The following is a 17,688-nucleotide window of genomic DNA, read 5'->3' on the forward strand; positions in this document are numbered from 1 at the left end:
CATTATAAGGATGATTGGTGATAGAAATGGATTTTGCGCAAAATTATACAAAGCACAACCTAAGCGAACTGGCTGTACTATATATTAAGAATAAAATTTTGTCTGGGGAGTTTAAAAGTGGCGATAAGCTCGTTGAATCTGATATTTCCAACGACCTGTCCATCAGTCGTGCACCTGTGCGGGAGGCTTTGCGGGAACTAAATATGCAGGGCATGGTTATGTTTTCGCCTCGCAAGGGTAATTACGTGCTGGAGATGTCACATGAGGAAACCATGGAGGTGTTTGATATCCGCATCGCCATGGAAAAGCGGATTCTGGAGTTGCTCGTCGGCGCGAGGACCTTGCAGGATGCGGATTTCCGGCAGTTGGACAACTTGACTGCGGAGATGTATGCGCTGGAAGGCCAGCAGATGGAACCGCATGAGATGTTGTATCGCCTGAATCACTTGGATTTTTCGTTTCACAGCTACCTTTGGAAGGCGTCTGGCAGCTTGCGCCGTGGAAAGATTCTGGAGGGGCTTTTCTACCAGTTGCTGATTGTCATGAATAAGGATGTGATCACCCTTGGTACCTTTCATGAAAAGGCGCAGGAGCATACCCGGATTGTACAGGCGTTAAAGCAGAACGACCTGCAGCGGGTATACCGGGAAATTGAAGCCCATTTTAACAGCTATATAGAGGCAGTTGAACAGCGGGAACTGCAATAGCCTGTATCGGTGATGCTGCGATGGAATGCACTCTGCAATCCATCGCTTTTTTATTTGTCATTGCCGCAATTATTTTACGTTATTGACTTTTAAAGTATGATGTTAGACTGATATTATATGAGTTATTAAGGTAAGTTGCGTTAATACTTCTGAGAGGGGTGAGGCAGTTGTGGATAATAAAATAATTTGTGAAAACAGGACTTATGCTGATGCCATGCAAACTCATGACCACAAATTTGTTCAGTTAATCATCCCGCTTCAGGGGGTATTAAATATCAAGACCGACGCAAAGGAATTAAAGTTGGATGAAGCACATCTGTTTTTGCTTCCCCCTTCCTGTCAGCACACCTTCTGGGCAAAAGATCATAATAAATTTCTTGTCTTAGATATTCCCCAATTTATGTTTCAGTTGGGGGAACTGGATAGATTTCCAGGTGGCAGAAACTATGAAATGAATGAAAAATGGAAAGCAATTAGATTCCTTTTGCTAAGTGAAGCTGATAATACACTCGAACCATCAAGGATCAGTTCTCTCTTCCATTATTTTTATCCCATCTTGACAGAGCATAAGATTCCGGATTCGGCTAAATATATTCAGCAGCACTATAACGAAGATATAAGCTTGGAGAAGCTCGCCGCCTTAGAACATTATACTGTTAGCTATTTTTGCTCCTGGTTTAAAGGCCTTATGAAATGTACCCCGATGGAATTTCTGAAAAAAACGAGAATTGAGAGGTCTAAACAATTACTTCTCGGGACAAATCTTAATATTTTACAGATTGCCTGGGAAGTGGGATATGCCCATCAATCTTCACTAAACAGGATTTTTCAAGATATCGAAGGCGTTACTCCGGCAGAATTTAGGCGGAACAATATGAAGAAGAGCTAAATTAGATCCTAATCTCGGTAAAAACAACTATCTCATTATGTTTTATTATTGTTACAAAGATGCTGATCAGCGGTAAATAGTTATAAATGAGAATTGCTGAATACGCTAAAGGAGAACAAAATGAAACAAAATGAGACTTTTTTTTCAATACTGGTACTGGCAGCAGCGATGCTTTGGGGAACAACAGGCACAGCCCAGTCTTTCGCCCCTCCCGGCGCTTCGCCATTATCCGTAGGATCTGTACGCCTAGCGGTAGGAGGAGCGGCTCTTTTAATTTTTGCCTGGCGGCGGGGAGCCTTGGAAGGAAAAACACTATGGTATAAGGGGAGTACATTCTTCGCTGCCGGATGTATGTCCGCATATCAGCTTTTCTTTTTTGCCGGGGTTTTGAAAACAGGAGTAGCTGTGGGAACGGTGGTGACCATCGGCAGCGCGCCGGTGTTCGCTGGCTTGATTTCTATGATTTTCCGCCGGGAAAATCCTGGACTAAAATGGGCTGCAGCCACCCTGCTTTCTGTAATTGGATGTGTTTTGTTAATTACAGGCGGCAAGAAATTGGAGGTGAACTCTATTGGCGTTGTTCTTGCCTTGGGGGCCGGTGTTTCTTATGCGCTGTATGCCGCCGTCAGCAAGGAACTATTGGAGTCTCACCCCCCGGAAGCAGTGACCGGGGTTGTGTTTTCTATCGGTGCATTATTTCTTTCTCCTGTTCTCTTATTTTACAATCTGGATTGGCTACAGACCATTCAAGGTATCAGCGTCGCCCTACATTTAGGATTGGTTGCTACTGCCCTTGCTTATGTTTTATTTTCTCATGGTTTGGCAAAAATTTCATTCCCTAAAGCAGTTACGTTGTCCCTTGCCGAACCGGTTACTGCAGCTGCTCTGGGGTTGTTTCTGCTGAAAGAAAAATTATCCCTCATTTCCCAGATCGGAATGATTTTAGTTTTTGCCGGATTGGTTATCGCGTCTTTGGCAGGGTTACGTAAAAAAAGGATAGAATGTGTATCCGAGATCTCATCCAAAGATTAAGCTAGGATACGAAGAGATTTAAAGCGATTGATCGGATGATGCGGTCGAACAAAGGTATATCTGGACTAATGAAATGGCTAGGCATCCCGAGATCTATAAGATCGTTTAACTGAAATAATCTCAGCTAGAATACTAATCGCAATTTCGGACGGGGTTTGAGCCTGAATATCTAAACCGATCGGCGCCTTTAAACGAGCAAGAGATTGAGAAGTGTATCCTTTCTCTTTTAAGTAGTTTACAATGGCGCTGATCTTTTTTGTACTTCCCAGCATCCCGACATATTTTGTTCGAAAGTTGAGAATCTCCTTGAGACACTCCGCATCTGTTGGATGACTTCTGGTCGCAATGACGACATAAGTATCATGGCTAGGCTCATAACCCTTGATTCCTGGAGCAAAATCACTACATATCACTGAATGAGCACCTGTGAAAAACTCAGGCAGAGCAAATGTCGCACGATCATCAATCACCGTTACTTGAAAATCAAGCGCCTTGGCATAAAAAGCAACTTCTCTGGCCACGTGGCCTGCCCCTAGGATTAACAACCGCTCTGTTTTTAGAAGTGGTTCCACGAACCAACGATTTTCATCACTGTTTCCAATCACCTTTGCTGCCTTGACGGAAAAGATCTCTTGTCGTCTTTCAGCCGAGTATAACTCTTTTTGAGGCTGCCCCAAGAGAAAGTTGCCGTCAGAATCCAAAATACTCCTCGCATAAGGAGGCACTAGAGAAGTTACCAGCACCGCATCGCTTCCGCTCTTCTGGAGATTTTGAACGAATTGCCAGAAAGACTTATCTTGGACTGGTTCCAGTAATACATCCATAGCGGCCCCACAAACTGAAAAGCTATCAGCCTGAGTCTCCTGATTTATGGCCTGGTGATGGAGTTCAGCGCTCACTTCACGGTCGGCGGTCAAGAGTGCGAGGGCCTTATTCGTGATCAGCTTTTCCGCGGCTCCTCCTCCGATAGTTCCTATGATTTGGCTGGTGTTCATGACCAACATTTGGGTACCTAAATCGCGGGGCGTAGAGCCCTCAGTCCGAATAATCGTAGCGAGTATCGCCTTTACTTGCGAATCCTGGGCCTTAACAATGGCCTGAATTATAGTTTCATCCATGAAAACACCCCTAAATTATAAATTTAAATTACCAGTTTACAGATACCAGTTTACAGAAGGTCTACTACGTCATGGTATATCATTTGAAAAAGCAATACGCAAGCAGGCCGGCAACGGTTTCTGGGTACTAAGCAAAGAAAATTCTTTAGAAGGCCTAAGTACCACTATGGTAGAATATAAGGAAACAAGACTTTTTGGAGGTGAACAGTGTGATCGTAGGTTTTGGCTTTGGGAATCCACTTCAGAGTATTATCATACTGCTATTCACTTCACTCATCAGTTACGTTATTTATCGAAGCTTACGAAATGTAGGGCATTATGCCTAGTAATCCTTCTAAACTATTTGAAAATATAGTTTAGAATTCATGTCACACTTAGAACAACTCTTTGTCTAAATATACACAAACAAATTCACGGAGGTGGAAACCGATGTCAGACTATAAAAATGAATTAGTGGAAAAAGCAATAAATGGAGACAAACAAGCTCTTAATGAGTTAATTGTAGGCATTAAGGACAAAATCTACAATCTGTCTCTCCGTATGCTTTGGAATCCTGCCGATGCAGAGGATGTAACACAGGAAATTCTTATCAAGCTGATCACTAATTTGGCAAAATTCAGATCGGAAAGTAAATTCTCGACTTGGGTTTACCGCATTGCATCCAATCACTTAATTAACACCAATAAGAGGGGGCTCGAGAATCAAAAATTATCCTTTGAAATTTACGAAAAAAGTATAAGAGATGGCTTTGACACAAAACAGCAGGTTCTGATTTCCGAAGCAGAACGAACTATTTTGGCGGAAGAATTAAAAGTATCCTGTACCCATGCCATGCTTTTATGCCTAGATCGAGAACATAGGATGATCTATATATTAAGTTCTATGTTTGGAATTAACAGCTTTGAGGGAGCTTCTATTATGGATATAACTCCCGAAACCTATCGCAAACGATTATCTCGAACACGCCAAAAGATGCGAAGTTTTATGGAAAATAACTGTGGATTAGTGAATCCGGATAAAATGTGCCGCTGCAATCGACGTGTTGAAGTGGCCATTGAAAATCAAAGAATTAATCCGGAACAACTAATTTTTACGAATCGCCCATTGGCAGATACCGACCTTGTCGGAGCCTGCAAAGAAGAAATGGAAGAATTCGATAGGGTTTCTGCTGTTTTTGCCAGTAACCCTTATTACCTTACGCCTGAAAATGCACTTCAGGGGATCAAAAAACTAATGACTTCGGATAACTATAAAATTCTAGAAGTTTAATATAGTTTTGTGAGGAGGCTGATTATGGGAAAACTTATAATGTCCTTAATGATAGGACTTATGGCGGGAATCATCGATATCATACCTATGATCTTTCAAAAGCTAGATAAGTATTCAATAACTTCTGCTTTAATTCAATGGATTGTAGCAGGGTTTGTAATTACTCATATTAAGATTGGGATAAAAGGCTGGTTAAAAGGCCTTATTATTGCAGTGTTAATGGGCCTACCCATAATTGTTTTAGTAATGAAGAATGACCCTGAATCAACAGTGGCTATTTTAATAATGTGTGTGGTACTCGGAAGTTTAGTTGGGTTTGTCGGTGATAAGTATGTAGATAAAATAATTCCGCCCAAGAAAAACATCTGAGGAGGAAACAAGTGACTCAATACCTTGGAACAACACAAGACCAACGAAGTAGGATTTGACATACGGCAGCGGCCAGTTCTTTGGTCCAAGAATATTATGCACCTGGAATTTTGGAGTTTACCGTCTTAAGGAGAAAGACTTGAATTTAATTATGAAAGAAAGGAAGGATGTGGGGAAGGAGATTGCGGTGCCTGCAGCGTACTTCTTGATGGAGAACTTGTTAACTCTTGCTTAGTTCTAGCTCTTCAAGCAGACGGCAAAGAGATATTAACCATTGAAGGAGTAGGGACAGAGGATCATCTTCACCCAAAGATTAATAATTAGAAGGTTTTATTAGAACTTGTCGAGAAAGAGAGAAAAGGATTGGAGCAATTTATGAAGCTTAGAAACGTACTTGTATTAGGGATTGGCAGTTTTCTTATCCTATTGATCACAGTAGTCATTACTGGATTTTATCAAATGAGAGCGGTCAATAATGACATGGTTTCAATAGTCAATGACCGTTATCAAAAGGTAAATCTAGCGAAGAATATCTCAATTGAGTTAGGAAACATTAGCCGAGACCTTAGAGAAATTTTTTTACTTAATAATAAGGCAGACCCTACTCAATATATCGAAAGCATCGATAAATCTAACAGTCGGGTAATAGCTGACATCTCAACTCTAGTGGGACTTTCCAAATCGACAGAAATAGATAAAGTTGCTCAGCTGAGAGCAAACTTTGAAGACTACCTTAATTATGAAAAACAAGCTATTTTTCTAATAGAGTCTAATAGAATTGAGGAAGCAAAAGAACTGATCCTCAATTCTTCAAAGGATAAATTAGAGAATCTAACTAAATCAGTGAATGATGTAAATGAACTGGAAGAACAGTTAATGAATACTTCTTTATCAAATTCACAGAATGCTTTTTACAAGAGTAAACTAATTTTTGCCTTGTTGGTGCTTATCGGTTTAATGGTTGGAATACTTATTTCTCTATGGATATTAAAGACGTTTCTCGGCGACCTCGGTCGGCTGACAAAAGCAATGAAAGGAATTACTTCATATCCGGATAAAACCTCATTACCCCGTCTGGATGTAACTAAGAATGAGTTGGGGGAGCTATCCGCAGTATTTAATGAAATGGCTAGTGCCTTAGAAATCCAAACCCGTCTAGAGAGTGAATCCACCCAAGCCTTAAAGGTTCGGAACTGGCTCCAATCAAAAGTAAGCGAGACTCATGCCTTATTTCAGGGGGTTCAAAATGTTGAAGATTTCTGTAGTTTATTGATTAATTGGGTTTGCCAAATTGTTGGATCAAGCTATGGTAACTTTTACATCCTTTCTAACGAAACCGGTACGATTAAACTAATGGCGACCTATGCAGGAGATAGTCAAAAGGTCGGTATAAGAGAGTTTAAACTTGGTGAGGGTTTAATAGGTCAATGCTTTCTAGAGAATAGAATGATAAACTTAACAGAAGCTTCAGATCAGTACATTTCTATTACTACGGGATTGGGACAAATTAAAGCAAAGCAAATCAAATTGCTTCCAATTGAATTTGAAAAGCAAGTTGTTGCAGTGATTGAGTTAGCATCCCTTTCCGAGTTTTCACCAGAACAGAAAGAATTTTTAGAACAAATTCGCTGGAACATCGGTATTATTCAGAATCGGATAGCAGAACATGCCCATGTCCAGAAACTTTTAGAAGAATCTCAGACACTTACTGAGGAATTGCAAACTCAATCTGAACTACTGCAAACTCAGCAAGAAGAATTAAAAACTTTCCACGAAAAACTGGAGGAACAGTATAAAGAATTGGAACTTAAGAATATTGAATTGTCCCAGGCTAAAGCAAACTTGGAAGATCAAGCCCAACGACTCGAATCGAGTTCCCGTTATAAATCTGAATTCCTTTCAAATATGTCCCATGAATTAAGAACTCCTCTGAACAGTCTGTTAATCTTGTCAAAGATGTTATGGGAAAACAACGATGGAAACCTTAATTCAAAACAGCTGGAATATGCAAAAACGATCTGGTCCTCTGGAAATGATTTGTTGCAGCTTATTAATGACATTTTAGATCTATCAAAGATTGAGGCTGGAAAAGTATCAGTCAATAGGGACGAGATTATATTAGCGGATCTCGTAAAAGAACTCGAAGGACAGTTCAGACCAATGACTCTTGAAAAAGGACTCGATTTTACCATTCAAGTGAATAATGTTACGAATAAATTGCTCACAGACAGGCGCCTCTTAAAGCAAATTTTAGCGAACCTTTTAAGTAATGCCATTAAATTTACTAAGCAGGGTTATGTAAGAATGGACATTCAAGAAAGTAACCAAAAGGATAACATGGTTGCCTTTGATGTTACTGATACTGGAATTGGTATTGCTAAAGATAATCAGGCTTTAATATTCGAAGCATTTCAACAGGCTGATGGTACGACTAGTCGTAAATATGGTGGGACTGGCCTGGGCTTGTCTATTTGTAGAGAGTTAGCAGCTTTATTGGGGGGGGATATAGAACTTAAAAGTGTTGAGGGAAAGGGAAGTACCTTTACACTTTATTTACCTAGTGTAACTACAGAAAATTCCCTCTCAACAGGTGCACTATCGATTGAGTCTAATCCAAATCCCGTTAATAATCCAGTCAAAACAGTAAATGAAGATGATGTTTCCCCAAAAGCAGCAGTCGCAGGGGATTTAACGGGGAGGGTTGTCCTTGTCGTTGATGATGATATGCGTAATATATTTGCAATATCAGCTGCTCTTGAGAAGGCTAAAGTTAAAGTGTTGTATGCAGAAAATGGACGGGAGGCCTTGGAAAAACTTAAAGGGAACCATGACGTAGAACTGATCCTCATGGATATTATGATGCCTGAAATGGACGGTTACGAAACCATGATACAGATAAGGCAATCCGAGTATGCAGAGATCCCCATAATAGCATTAACTGCGAAGGCGATGAAAGATGATCGGCAGAAATGTATGGAAGCTGGCGCTTCTGATTATTTAAGTAAACCCGTAGATATCGATAAATTAATTTCCTTAATTCGGGTTTGGTTGTATAGGTAGGTGAGTAAATCTTGGCAACTAGCAATGGTCAAACTATTAGTAGTTTAGAGAAACTGGAGATCGAGTTGTTGCTTGAAGGAATCTATAGAGTTAGTGGTTATGACTTTAGAAATTATGTTTTATCTTCTATCCGCCGACGTATATGGCATCGTGTTCAGGCGGAGAGGTTAAGCACAATTACAGGACTACAGGAAAGGGTTTTTCATGATCCAGCTTGTATGTGTCGATTAATAAGGGATTTCTCCATACAAGTCACGGAAATGTTCAGAGATCCCGAGTTTTTCAAGTCATTTAGAAAAAATGTAATACCCCTTATCAAAGACGTACCGTTAATTAAACTTTGGCATGCGGGCTGTTCTACTGGGGAAGAAGTCTATTCAATGGCTATTCTTTTGTTAGAAGAAGGGTTGTATGATAAAACCCGTATCTATGCTACAGACATGAATGAAAATGCAATTGAAATGGCAATAAGAGGTGCTTATCCTCTGGGAAAAATGAAAACGTATACAAGTAATTATCTGCATGCAGGGGGAAGGCAATCTTTTTCAAACTATTATACGTTATGCGGAGAAAATGCCGTGTTTGATAATGAACTTCGGAAAAATATCGTTTTTGCTCAACATAACTTAGTTAGCGATAGCTCATTTAATGAATTTAATGTAATAATCTGTAGGAATGTTTTAATCTATTTTAACAAAGAGTTGGAGAATAAAGTGCACGGTCTCTTTTATAACAGTCTAGGGCCAAGGGGGATTTTAGCTTTAGGAAATAAAGAAACAATTAATTATACTATTTATAATGATAAATATAGCGAAATTGATACTGAGAAACTATTTATCAAACGATGAATAAGGAATAAGGGAGCTAATGATGAAGGATAAAGTAAAAATCTTAATGGTTGATGACAGAGTGGAAAATCTTTTAGCATTAGAAGCTATTTTAGAGTCAAACTCCTATGATTTGATAAGGGCCAATTCAGGGCACGAAGCCCTAAAACAAGTGCTGGAGCATGATTTTGCCTTAATTCTCTTAGATGTACAAATGCCGGAAATTGATGGCTATGAAACAGCCAGTTTGATTAGAATGAGAGAAAAATCCCAGCATATCCCAATCATTTTCATAACTGCAAATTATCAGGAGCAAGAACAAATTAATAAAGGTTATGAGCTTGGAGCCATAGATTATATTTTAAAACCAGTAAACCCAGCGAACCTTAGATATAAGGTCGCTCGTTTTGTTGAATTATATAATTATCAAGATGAAATGATAGAAGAAGAAATGCTTAGGTCCCATCAACTTAGACTTTTAGGGGAAATGGCAGCCGGAGTCAGCCATGAGGTTAGAAATCCCATAACTGGAGTGAGAGCCTATCTTCAGTTAATGCAAGGGAAAAGTGAGTTTCTACACTATCAGGAAGATATAAGTTTGATGATCAGTGAACTTGACCGAGCGAGATTACTAATTAGCGAATTTCTTTCGCTGGGGCGTAGTAGGACATCCCAGTTTGAAATGGATAATTTGAATACTATAGTTAATGCTCTGAAACCACTCATTCTTGCGGACGCAAAACATCATAAAATGACAGCAATCATTGAGATCAGTGATGTCCCTGATTTTAGTTTGAACAGTAAAGAGATACGACAAATCATCTTAAACCTATGTCGAAATGCCTTGGAAGCAATGGCTCCAGGCGGCCGACTTGTCATTAAAACATATTTGGAAAATGATCAGGTTGTTCTTTCTATTCAGGACCAAGGTAAGGGCATTAATCCAGAAATTCTAAAAAAACTAGGAACCCCTTTTCTAACCGATAAGGAGAATGGAAATGGATTAGGCCTTAGTATCTGTTATTCCATCGCTGCACGTCATAATGCAGCTATTGAGGTCAGTACGAGTTCGAAAGGTACTATGTTTTTTGTAAAATTCAAATTGTAGTTATCATCGTATTGCCTATATTAAATATAGTCCTTTCTATTATGACAAAAGATTATAAAGTTTTCGGACATACTTCAACACACTTTTTATGGAATTAGGAATATATTTTATATACTAATTCTTTTTGTTGGAGAGGTGAACATCTTGGCTAATATTCTAATGGTTGAAGACAATACCTTCATTGGTCGGGTAATCCAGATGGTTTTAGAAGACATTAGACATAAAGTAGAATGGTGTAAATCAGGTACAGAGGCTTTTGACGTATTAGATAGTAAACAACCTGACTTAGTTATGACGGATTTGGGCTTGCCCGGAAGAAGTGGCAAAGAAGTACTTGAAAAAATGCGCTCGGTACAACGCCTTATTGATGTTCCTGCCATAATAATGACAGGCAGTTTCCCTGATGACAAAGATTATCCCGAAAGGAAATTTTACCAAGGAATTTTAGAAAAACCCTTTGACTTGGAGGATTTGAAAAATATTATAAAAAAATTGGTCTTGATTTGATAAATAAATAAAGATCTCTCAGTCGCTGAATCGTTAGAGCTCGCAAAAATTGGAAAAACTGTTGGTCAAGGTCTCCTAAGGCAGTAATTAAATCGTAAAGAGAAGATAACATGATTGTGAATGCCAATTAATCATGTTATTATTTTCATAAACTTGGTTAAACTGAGATAATCTATATGCTAAAGGAGATGTTGTAATGAGTAAAAAGGTACTCATTGTTGGTGGAGTTGCAGGGGGAGCCAGTGCTGCAGCACGCTTGCGCCGTTTAGATGAAGAGGCGGAAATCATTATCTTTGAGCGGGGAGAACATATTTCATATGCAAACTGCGGCTTACCGTATTATGTCAGTGGAGTTATTAATGAGCGGGAAGCTCTTTTGGTCTCAAAGCCTGAAGCTATGAGGAACCGCTTTCGTATTGATGTGAGAATCTTTAGCGAGGTTACCCGTATTTTTCCTGAGGAAAAAGCCGTCGAAGTTCGAGAAAGTAATGGTAAGGTCTACAGAGAATCTTATGATCAATTGATCCTTTCTCCCGGGGCAGCTCCGCTTCGTCCGCCGATTCCCGGGATTAATGACATCGAGGCTCTTGTTGTACGTAATGTTACAGATATTGACCAGATTAAACGATTTATCGATGAGCAGCAACCTAAAACGGCAGCAGTCGTAGGAGGGGGCTTTATCGGTTTGGAAATGGCTGAAAATCTCCATGCCAGAGGAGTAGATACAACGATTATAGAAATGAGCGATCAGGTCATGGCTCCTCTGGATTTTGAAATGGCCGCAATTCTTCATGAGCACATTTTTAATAAAGGAATCAACCTCATTTTGGAAGATGGGGTAAAATCCTTTGCTAAAAAGGATAATGGTGCTCTTATTACACTCCAAAGCGGAGGGGAAGTACAAGCTGATTTAACGATCTTGGCCATTGGGGTAAAACCGGAAATTAAATTAGCGAAGGAAGCCGGACTAACTATCGGAGAGTTAGGCGGTATTAAAGTTAATGAACGACTCCAGACCTCAGACCCTAATATTTACGCAGTTGGGGATGTCATTGAGGTAAAACACTTAGTCACAGGACAAGCTGCCCTCTTACCCCTTGCAGGTCCTGCTAATAAACAAGGCCGCATTGTTGCCGACGTTATCGCAGGTCGGAATAGCCAGTATAAGGGTACCCAAGGGACTGCCATTGCCAAGGTTTTTGATTTAGTGGCAGCTTCCACCGGAGCAAATGAAAAAATGCTTAAGAAATTAGGAATTCCTCATGAAGTGTTGTTTACTCACTCCAATTCCCACGCCGGGTATTATCCTGGAGCAACAAGATTATCCATGAAACTTGTCTTTGATAAAAGCAATGGCCGAGTCCTGGGTGCTCAAGCTGTCGGAGCTCAAGGTGTCGATAAACGGATCGATGACATCGCCGGGGTAATCCGTAACGAAGGGACTATCTATGATCTGCAGGAACTTGAACTGGCCTACGCCCCACCCTTTTCATCGGCTAAAGATCCTGTGAACATGGCCGGCTATGTGGCGGAAAACATCATTAATGGTGATGTTCAAATGATTCATTGGCAGGAGCTTAGTAAACTTAATGCAAAAGAGATTTGTATTATTGATGTACGGGATGAAGAAGAACGTAAAGCTAAATTTATCCGCGGTTCACTGCATATACCTGTCAATGACCTGCGCAGCAAATTATCCGAACTTCCAAAAGATAAGGAAATCGTAGTTTACTGCGAGATTGGGCTAAGAGGTTACGTTGCCTATCGAATCTTGACTCAACACGGATTTACTAAAGTTAGGAATTTGTGCGGAGGTTGGGTTACTTATTATCCGGCTGTTTTTGGATAAAGTTTCCCCAATTTCCTGGAAAAGAATCCCTAGTCCCGTTTCTCAGGGAGCTGAGGTGATGACGAGAAGGATTTCTTTGCCGATATCAAGGCTAGAGGTTTTGCTTTGTTGGAACAGCAAAAAGGGGCGTGGTCTATGACCAGTGCCCTCTTTTGCTGTTACTTATAGTTTACTTGAAAGCGAAAACTATCGAAAAGAAAATAGTAACGATAAGCGCCCAAAGTGAATAAATCGGCAAATATCGTGTAATGGCATGAGATTCGTTAAGATATTATTGCAATACGACTATCCTTCTGAGATACAAACTTGCAAAAACCAGACTAATAAGTGCTATTATATTAGTAGTATTTCAGGAATGGAGATAATCAGAATGCCAACAAGAAAGAAGCTAATTTATCTGATATTAGTGTTTATCGTCCTATTGTGGGGCCTCAATGTTGTAATGATTAAGTTTTTAACCCAGTATATGTCCCCGACCTTGTTAGCTGCAATCCGAATGCCCCTGGCGGGAATTGTTTTGTTACTGTTCGGATTTAGAAAATATGGGTTGTACAATCCAAGTAAGAAACAGTGGGGATGGCTTTTTGGTATAGGATTAATCTCTGTTTGTGTGCATCAGTTGTTTTTGGGGTATGGAGTTTCCGTGACATCATCCACCAATGCTTCCCTTATCCTGGCCCTAAATCCTCTGACGACGGCGTTGCTGGCTTCTATATTTGTCCAGGAAAAATTCACTAGAAATTTAGGACTCGGCATACTACTAGGATTTGCAGGGGTTGTTTTAGTCGTATTCTCAAAATCCCCAGAGGGCACGATCCAATTTTCGTTACTCGGGGATATCAGTATGGTATTAGCTATGTTGACCTATGTCATTGGTGGGTTGCTTATCAAAAAACTGTTGGAAACTTCGATTCCTACCTTAGTAGTGACCGCCTATTCCACCTTAATAGGAGGAATATTGTTAAATTTGGGGACGCTGGTTTCCTTTGGGCCTTCGGTTTATGGACAGATTCATTTATCGTCAACCGCTGCACTTATCTTATTATTATCAGCCTGGGGAGCTACCGCATTAGGTACATTGGGATGGAATCACGGTATTAAACAGTTGGGGGCTAACAGAACGGCTATGTTTTTAAACGGTATGCCCTTTGCAAGCATGTTCGGTGGGTTCGTCTTTTTAAATGAGAAAATTACCTGGATCCATATCCTGGCACTTATCCTCACTACGTTAGGCATTGTGATTGGGAGTATTCCGAAAAAGAAGGTCATCCTTTTGGAATCCTGCAAACTATAAGACACTCGTTGTTTTGATCATAAAGAAGACATAACCGCCCTGACAAGATGCGGTTATGTCTTATGACTTCAATTCGGGCTAACCGTTCGGTTAGACAATCTGCTGGGCTGGCGTGCATGCAACACGTCAGTCCTTTTCTAATGCTATACCCATAGATTGTAAACTATGCGGCCAGAAATGTATTCGGGATAGGAATTATAAACACTGCAAAATATTAGTGTGGTAAAATATACAAGACGATTGCCATTGACTCCAATGCTAAGAAATTATCAACCTGAAAGGGAGTTTGTTAAAATGCATTACACAGGTACAATTTATAGACCACCAGCTGAGGCTAAAACCCTACTATTACAAGTCACAGTCGGATGTTCACATGACCGTTGCACATTTTGCAGCATGTACAAGGATGTCCCATTTCGTATCGAACCTATTGAGCAAATAGAGGAAGATTTAATAGAGGTTCTTGACCTGCGGCCTAACGCAGAAAGGGTCTACCTTGTCGGTGGTGATCCCTTTGTTTTAAGCTTTGAACGACTAAAACTAATTGCCAAAAAAATTAAAGAATACCTGCCCCACTGTAAAACTATTTCTATGTATGCTCGGATAACCAATATTAAAACAAAAACAATCGAGGAACTTAAGGCTTTGCGTTTTTTGGGAATAAATCAGTTGTATATCGGAATTGAAACCGGTCATGATGAGACATTAACTAGAATACATAAAGGAAATACCGCCGAAGAAGCTGTTGTACAATGCAAGCGGTTAGAGGAAGCCGGAATTGAGTATCATGGAATCTATTTAAATGGGTTAGCTGGTCATACAGAAGGAGAAATTAGCGCCCTTGAAACGGCCAAATTTTTTAATCAACTAAAACCAAGAAGTATTGGGATAACCTCCTTAACCCTAATACCCGGTACAGAATTATATGAACAAAAACTCAAGGGTGAATTTGTTGAAGCCACCGAATTCGAACGAGTTCAAGAATTAAAGCACTTCATCGAACATTTGGAAACAAACACCAAAGTCTTTGCTAATCATGTATCAATAGCTACTCCCGTGGTCGGTAGAATTCCTGAAGATCGATCTAAGATACTTAAAGTACTGCAAGACACTATTGACGATTTTGATGAAGATGAATTAAGGCAATATCGAGAGCAGTTAAAACAGTTGTAAGAAATAAAATGAGGGTTGAGGCGGAGAAGCTGAATGTACAAAATGCCATTAGATGGGGACGAGAATTTGGACATCCAAGCGCCAAAGCAATTTAATACGACCATCATTGATGCCGCTGAATGTTACCAAACTGCAGAGCAGAAGGCCGCCGATTACTTTAAATCACTCTATCAGCAGGTTGCCTTCAAGACCTATGTCCCGACCCTTATCAACGACATCCAGTCGTGGAAACAAAACCATATCCATCGCCCTTCATTTCTATCCTGTCGTTTTGGTAGAAATAAAAAACCTAACCCGCAGGATTATTACAACTATATACGATGGCTGGATTACACAGGTACATTGGACAATTATCTAGATAGAAGCATCTCTTACATCTTCATGCGTGATCTGGGCAAAGCACTGGATTCACCCGTCACTCAGGAACGTATCCGAAAAGTAGTGGATAATCTGAAAGATCAACTGATTCCATCGGTCACTTTAGACAAGACAGACAGAACCGAGACAATAAGTATGGTGGGGTTGTACCGAAAAGCTCAGAAGGAAGGCATTGAATCGACGTTGCTTTGGGTGATGGACAAAATTGAGACTATGACCCATCACCTTCCGAAAGAGCTGGAGGCCGAGCATGCTCAACGAAAACTGATCAAAATCATTGCTGGTGTTCTGATGCATGAAATTGAAGAAATGAGTGACAAGACCTCACAAGACGTGCGTTCTCGAAAATTGGAGGAAGCTATTCGACTCGGCTATTCCTATGGTTTAACCTATCCACTCATTGATGACCTGCTGGACTCTAACGTCTTGTCCTTTGAAGAGAAAAACCGATATTCCAATCTGATTCGTACCACACTCATCACCGGATGTGTACCAGAATTAGTTGAGTGGGAGGGAAAGAACAGCGAACTGCTCAAATACGTTCAGTTGGAACTGCAGGAAAACTTCGAGTACATCAAAGCGCACCTGCAGCCCGAGAACCAGAAATCCTTTTTTGAGCAAGCGTATGTATTTTTTAATTCCCAGGAAGTCGATGGCCAAAAAGACCTTTCCAATCCTAATTACACCAATGAAGATTTGTATATTCCCATCATCCTAAAATCGTCATCGTCTAGACTAATTGCCCGCTCAGTAATCAGTGCACCAGCGGATATCGGATTTGATAACCGAACATTTTATTATGGTATTTACAATCAGTTAGCGGATGATTTCGCTGATATGTTTGATGACTTAAAGGAAGGTTCGGTTACACCTTATACCTATTATTTAAAATATCATAATCAGCGACAGGATCTGATCAATCCATTTGAATTATACTGGACGGTTATCTCAAATTTAATCCATAATGTATACCACTCTGACAATAAGACCTGCGAATTGATCTTGGACCGTGCAATCAACGGACTGAAACGATACAAAGAACGGATGGGAAATATAAAATACGACGAAGTCATGAATCTATTTGCGTCCGCAAATCCGGACTTTAATAATCTCCTCCAAAAAGTGGTCCGAAAAGCGGATGATGTTGATTTCTTTGACAAGCTGCTTCGTGATAGGATAATAACAATACTTAAAAATGAAAGGGCCGAGCGGGAATCCTTCGTGGATACGATGAAAGCTGTGAGTAAACAGATCAGCAGTATCTTAACTATCCCAAAAACCATCGAAGATCCACTTCTGAACCAAACCCTTATTGACTCCTCAAATTATTGTCTGGAAGCAGGCGGAAAGCAGGTGCGTCCGCTCATGGCTTGGGCCATGAGCGTGAAAGGGTACGGATTAGAACCTAAGGCAATTGCGCCGCTTCTGAGATCCTTGGCATATATGCACACTGCGTCTCTGATCTACGACGATCTCCCCTCCCAAGATAATGCAGATACTCGGCGTGGCAAGCCTACCCTACATGTAGAGTACAATATCGCTATAGCAGAATTAACAGGTCTCTTTCTTACCCAAAGAGCTATTCAGGAACTGGCATCTCTTGACCGGTTCGAACCTAACATCGTCTTACAATTGATCCAGTATGTAACCCGTCGGACAGAAGATATATGCAAAGGTCAGGCTATGGACTTGGATTCCAAAGGAAAACTCTTGACGCTGGAGCAATTGAATACCATGTGCTTTTATAAAACAGGGATTGCTTTCGAAGCCTCAATCGTAATGCCAGCCATTTTGGCACGGGAGAAGGAACCGCAAATCGAGGCCTTGAAGAAATTTGCCCATCATGCAGGTATTGCTTTTCAAATCAAGGATGATCTGCTGGATGCTGAAGGTGATCCAGCTTTACTGGGGAAATTGACCGGCAAAGATTCCACAAATAACAATTCAACCTTTGTGACGGTCCTTGGCTTAGAAGGCGCCAGAAAAGAGATGTGGGAGCATTACTGTCAGGCAATGGAGGAATTGGACTTTATACCACACAATACTTCTTTCCTAAAGCAGTTACTGAATTACATGGTAAAAAGGGACCATTAAAACTCATAATGAAA

At 40.3% G+C, this 17,688-nt stretch carries 14 protein-coding genes and 1 pseudogene; 14 read left to right on the plus strand and 1 reads right to left on the minus strand.

Features of this window, described 5'->3' with window-relative positions; translation table 11 throughout:
• The first annotated feature begins 26 nt into the window (after positions 1–26).
• The 3 genes from HGJ98_RS04335 to HGJ98_RS04345 all read left to right on the plus strand — a co-directional run bounded on the left by HGJ98_RS04335 (position 27) and on the right by HGJ98_RS04345 (position 2,628).
• Positions 27–707: a GntR family transcriptional regulator gene (locus HGJ98_RS04335; protein ID WP_291349830.1), complete on the plus strand. Its 681-nt coding sequence runs from the start codon at positions 27–29 to the stop codon at positions 705–707.
• Positions 708–876: 169 nt separating this feature from the next.
• On the plus strand, positions 877–1,596 hold the full coding sequence (locus tag HGJ98_RS04340; protein ID WP_291349831.1) for an AraC family transcriptional regulator: 720 nt from the start codon (positions 877–879) through the stop codon (positions 1,594–1,596).
• A gap of 120 nt (positions 1,597–1,716) precedes the next feature.
• On the plus strand, positions 1,717–2,628 hold the full coding sequence (locus HGJ98_RS04345) for an EamA family transporter (RefSeq protein ID WP_291349832.1): 912 nt from the start codon (positions 1,717–1,719) through the stop codon (positions 2,626–2,628).
• Between the two features lie 77 nt (positions 2,629–2,705).
• Here the strand turns inward: HGJ98_RS04345 and HGJ98_RS04350 are convergent, their stop codons facing one another.
• Complete coding sequence (locus HGJ98_RS04350) at positions 2,706–3,746, minus strand: XdhC family protein (RefSeq protein WP_291349833.1); 1,041 nt, start codon at positions 3,744–3,746, stop codon at positions 2,706–2,708.
• A gap of 429 nt (positions 3,747–4,175) precedes the next feature.
• Here HGJ98_RS04350 and HGJ98_RS04355 point away from each other — a divergent pair, with 429 nt between their 5' ends.
• From HGJ98_RS04355 to HGJ98_RS04405, 11 genes and pseudogenes are all read left to right on the plus strand, one after another.
• On the plus strand, positions 4,176–5,015 hold the full coding sequence (locus HGJ98_RS04355; RefSeq protein WP_291349834.1) for an RNA polymerase sigma factor: 840 nt from the start codon (positions 4,176–4,178) through the stop codon (positions 5,013–5,015).
• Positions 5,016–5,039: 24 nt separating this feature from the next.
• Positions 5,040–5,384, plus strand: coding sequence for a hypothetical protein (locus HGJ98_RS04360; RefSeq protein ID WP_291349835.1), 345 nt, complete (start codon positions 5,040–5,042; stop codon positions 5,382–5,384).
• Positions 5,385–5,543: 159 nt separating this feature from the next.
• Positions 5,544–5,672 (plus strand): annotated as a pseudogene (locus tag HGJ98_RS04365) ((2Fe-2S)-binding protein); the annotation flags it as partial.
• A gap of 87 nt (positions 5,673–5,759) precedes the next feature.
• Positions 5,760–8,444, plus strand: coding sequence for an ATP-binding protein (locus HGJ98_RS04370; protein ID WP_291349836.1), 2,685 nt, complete (start codon positions 5,760–5,762; stop codon positions 8,442–8,444).
• Between the two features lie 11 nt (positions 8,445–8,455).
• Positions 8,456–9,292 carry a protein-glutamate O-methyltransferase CheR gene (locus tag HGJ98_RS04375; RefSeq protein ID WP_291349837.1) on the plus strand — a complete coding sequence of 279 codons (837 nt, stop codon included), beginning with the start codon at positions 8,456–8,458 and terminating at the stop codon, positions 9,290–9,292.
• Positions 9,293–9,314: 22 nt separating this feature from the next.
• Positions 9,315–10,379 (plus strand): response regulator, encoded by a 1,065-nt coding sequence (locus HGJ98_RS04380; protein ID WP_291349838.1) that lies wholly within the window; start codon positions 9,315–9,317, stop codon positions 10,377–10,379.
• Positions 10,380–10,523: 144 nt separating this feature from the next.
• Entirely contained in the window at positions 10,524–10,886 is a 363-nt protein-coding gene (locus HGJ98_RS04385; protein WP_291349839.1) for a response regulator, read from the plus strand.
• A gap of 196 nt (positions 10,887–11,082) precedes the next feature.
• Complete coding sequence (locus HGJ98_RS04390) at positions 11,083–12,735, plus strand: FAD-dependent oxidoreductase (RefSeq protein ID WP_291349840.1); 1,653 nt, start codon at positions 11,083–11,085, stop codon at positions 12,733–12,735.
• Between the two features lie 370 nt (positions 12,736–13,105).
• A complete protein-coding gene (locus HGJ98_RS04395) occupies positions 13,106–14,029 on the plus strand; it encodes a DMT family transporter (RefSeq protein ID WP_291349841.1) in 924 nt (307 codons plus the stop codon).
• A gap of 294 nt (positions 14,030–14,323) precedes the next feature.
• Entirely contained in the window at positions 14,324–15,202 is an 879-nt protein-coding gene (locus tag HGJ98_RS04400) for a radical SAM protein (protein ID WP_291349842.1), read from the plus strand.
• A 42-nt stretch (positions 15,203–15,244) separates the two neighbouring features.
• Positions 15,245–17,674 (plus strand): polyprenyl synthetase family protein, encoded by a 2,430-nt coding sequence (locus HGJ98_RS04405; protein WP_291349843.1) that lies wholly within the window; start codon positions 15,245–15,247, stop codon positions 17,672–17,674.
• Positions 17,675–17,688: the final 14 nt, after the last annotated feature.

Source organism: Desulfosporosinus sp., from assembly GCF_014237355.1.
Taxonomy (GTDB): domain Bacteria; phylum Bacillota; class Desulfitobacteriia; order Desulfitobacteriales; family Desulfitobacteriaceae; genus Desulfosporosinus.

Excerpts from the sequence above, each read along its gene's own strand:
- HGJ98_RS04395 (WP_291349841.1), top strand. The coding sequence starts at position 13,106 with ATGCCAACAAGAAAGAAGCTAATTTATCTGATATTAGTGTTTATCGTC.
- HGJ98_RS04360 (WP_291349835.1), top strand. The coding sequence starts at position 5,040 with ATGGGAAAACTTATAATGTCCTTAATGATAGGACTTATGGCGGGAATC.
- HGJ98_RS04350 (WP_291349833.1), bottom strand. The coding sequence starts at position 3,746 with ATGGATGAAACTATAATTCAGGCCATTGTTAAGGCCCAGGATTCGCAA.
- HGJ98_RS04335 (WP_291349830.1), top strand. The coding sequence starts at position 27 with ATGGATTTTGCGCAAAATTATACAAAGCACAACCTAAGCGAACTGGCT.
- HGJ98_RS04390 (WP_291349840.1), top strand. The coding sequence starts at position 11,083 with ATGAGTAAAAAGGTACTCATTGTTGGTGGAGTTGCAGGGGGAGCCAGT.
- HGJ98_RS04400 (WP_291349842.1), top strand. The coding sequence starts at position 14,324 with ATGCATTACACAGGTACAATTTATAGACCACCAGCTGAGGCTAAAACC.
- HGJ98_RS04355 (WP_291349834.1), top strand. The coding sequence starts at position 4,176 with ATGTCAGACTATAAAAATGAATTAGTGGAAAAAGCAATAAATGGAGAC.
- HGJ98_RS04345 (WP_291349832.1), top strand. The coding sequence starts at position 1,717 with ATGAAACAAAATGAGACTTTTTTTTCAATACTGGTACTGGCAGCAGCG.
- HGJ98_RS04380 (WP_291349838.1), top strand. The coding sequence starts at position 9,315 with ATGAAGGATAAAGTAAAAATCTTAATGGTTGATGACAGAGTGGAAAAT.
- HGJ98_RS04370 (WP_291349836.1), top strand. The coding sequence starts at position 5,760 with ATGAAGCTTAGAAACGTACTTGTATTAGGGATTGGCAGTTTTCTTATC.
- HGJ98_RS04405 (WP_291349843.1), top strand. The coding sequence starts at position 15,245 with ATGCCATTAGATGGGGACGAGAATTTGGACATCCAAGCGCCAAAGCAA.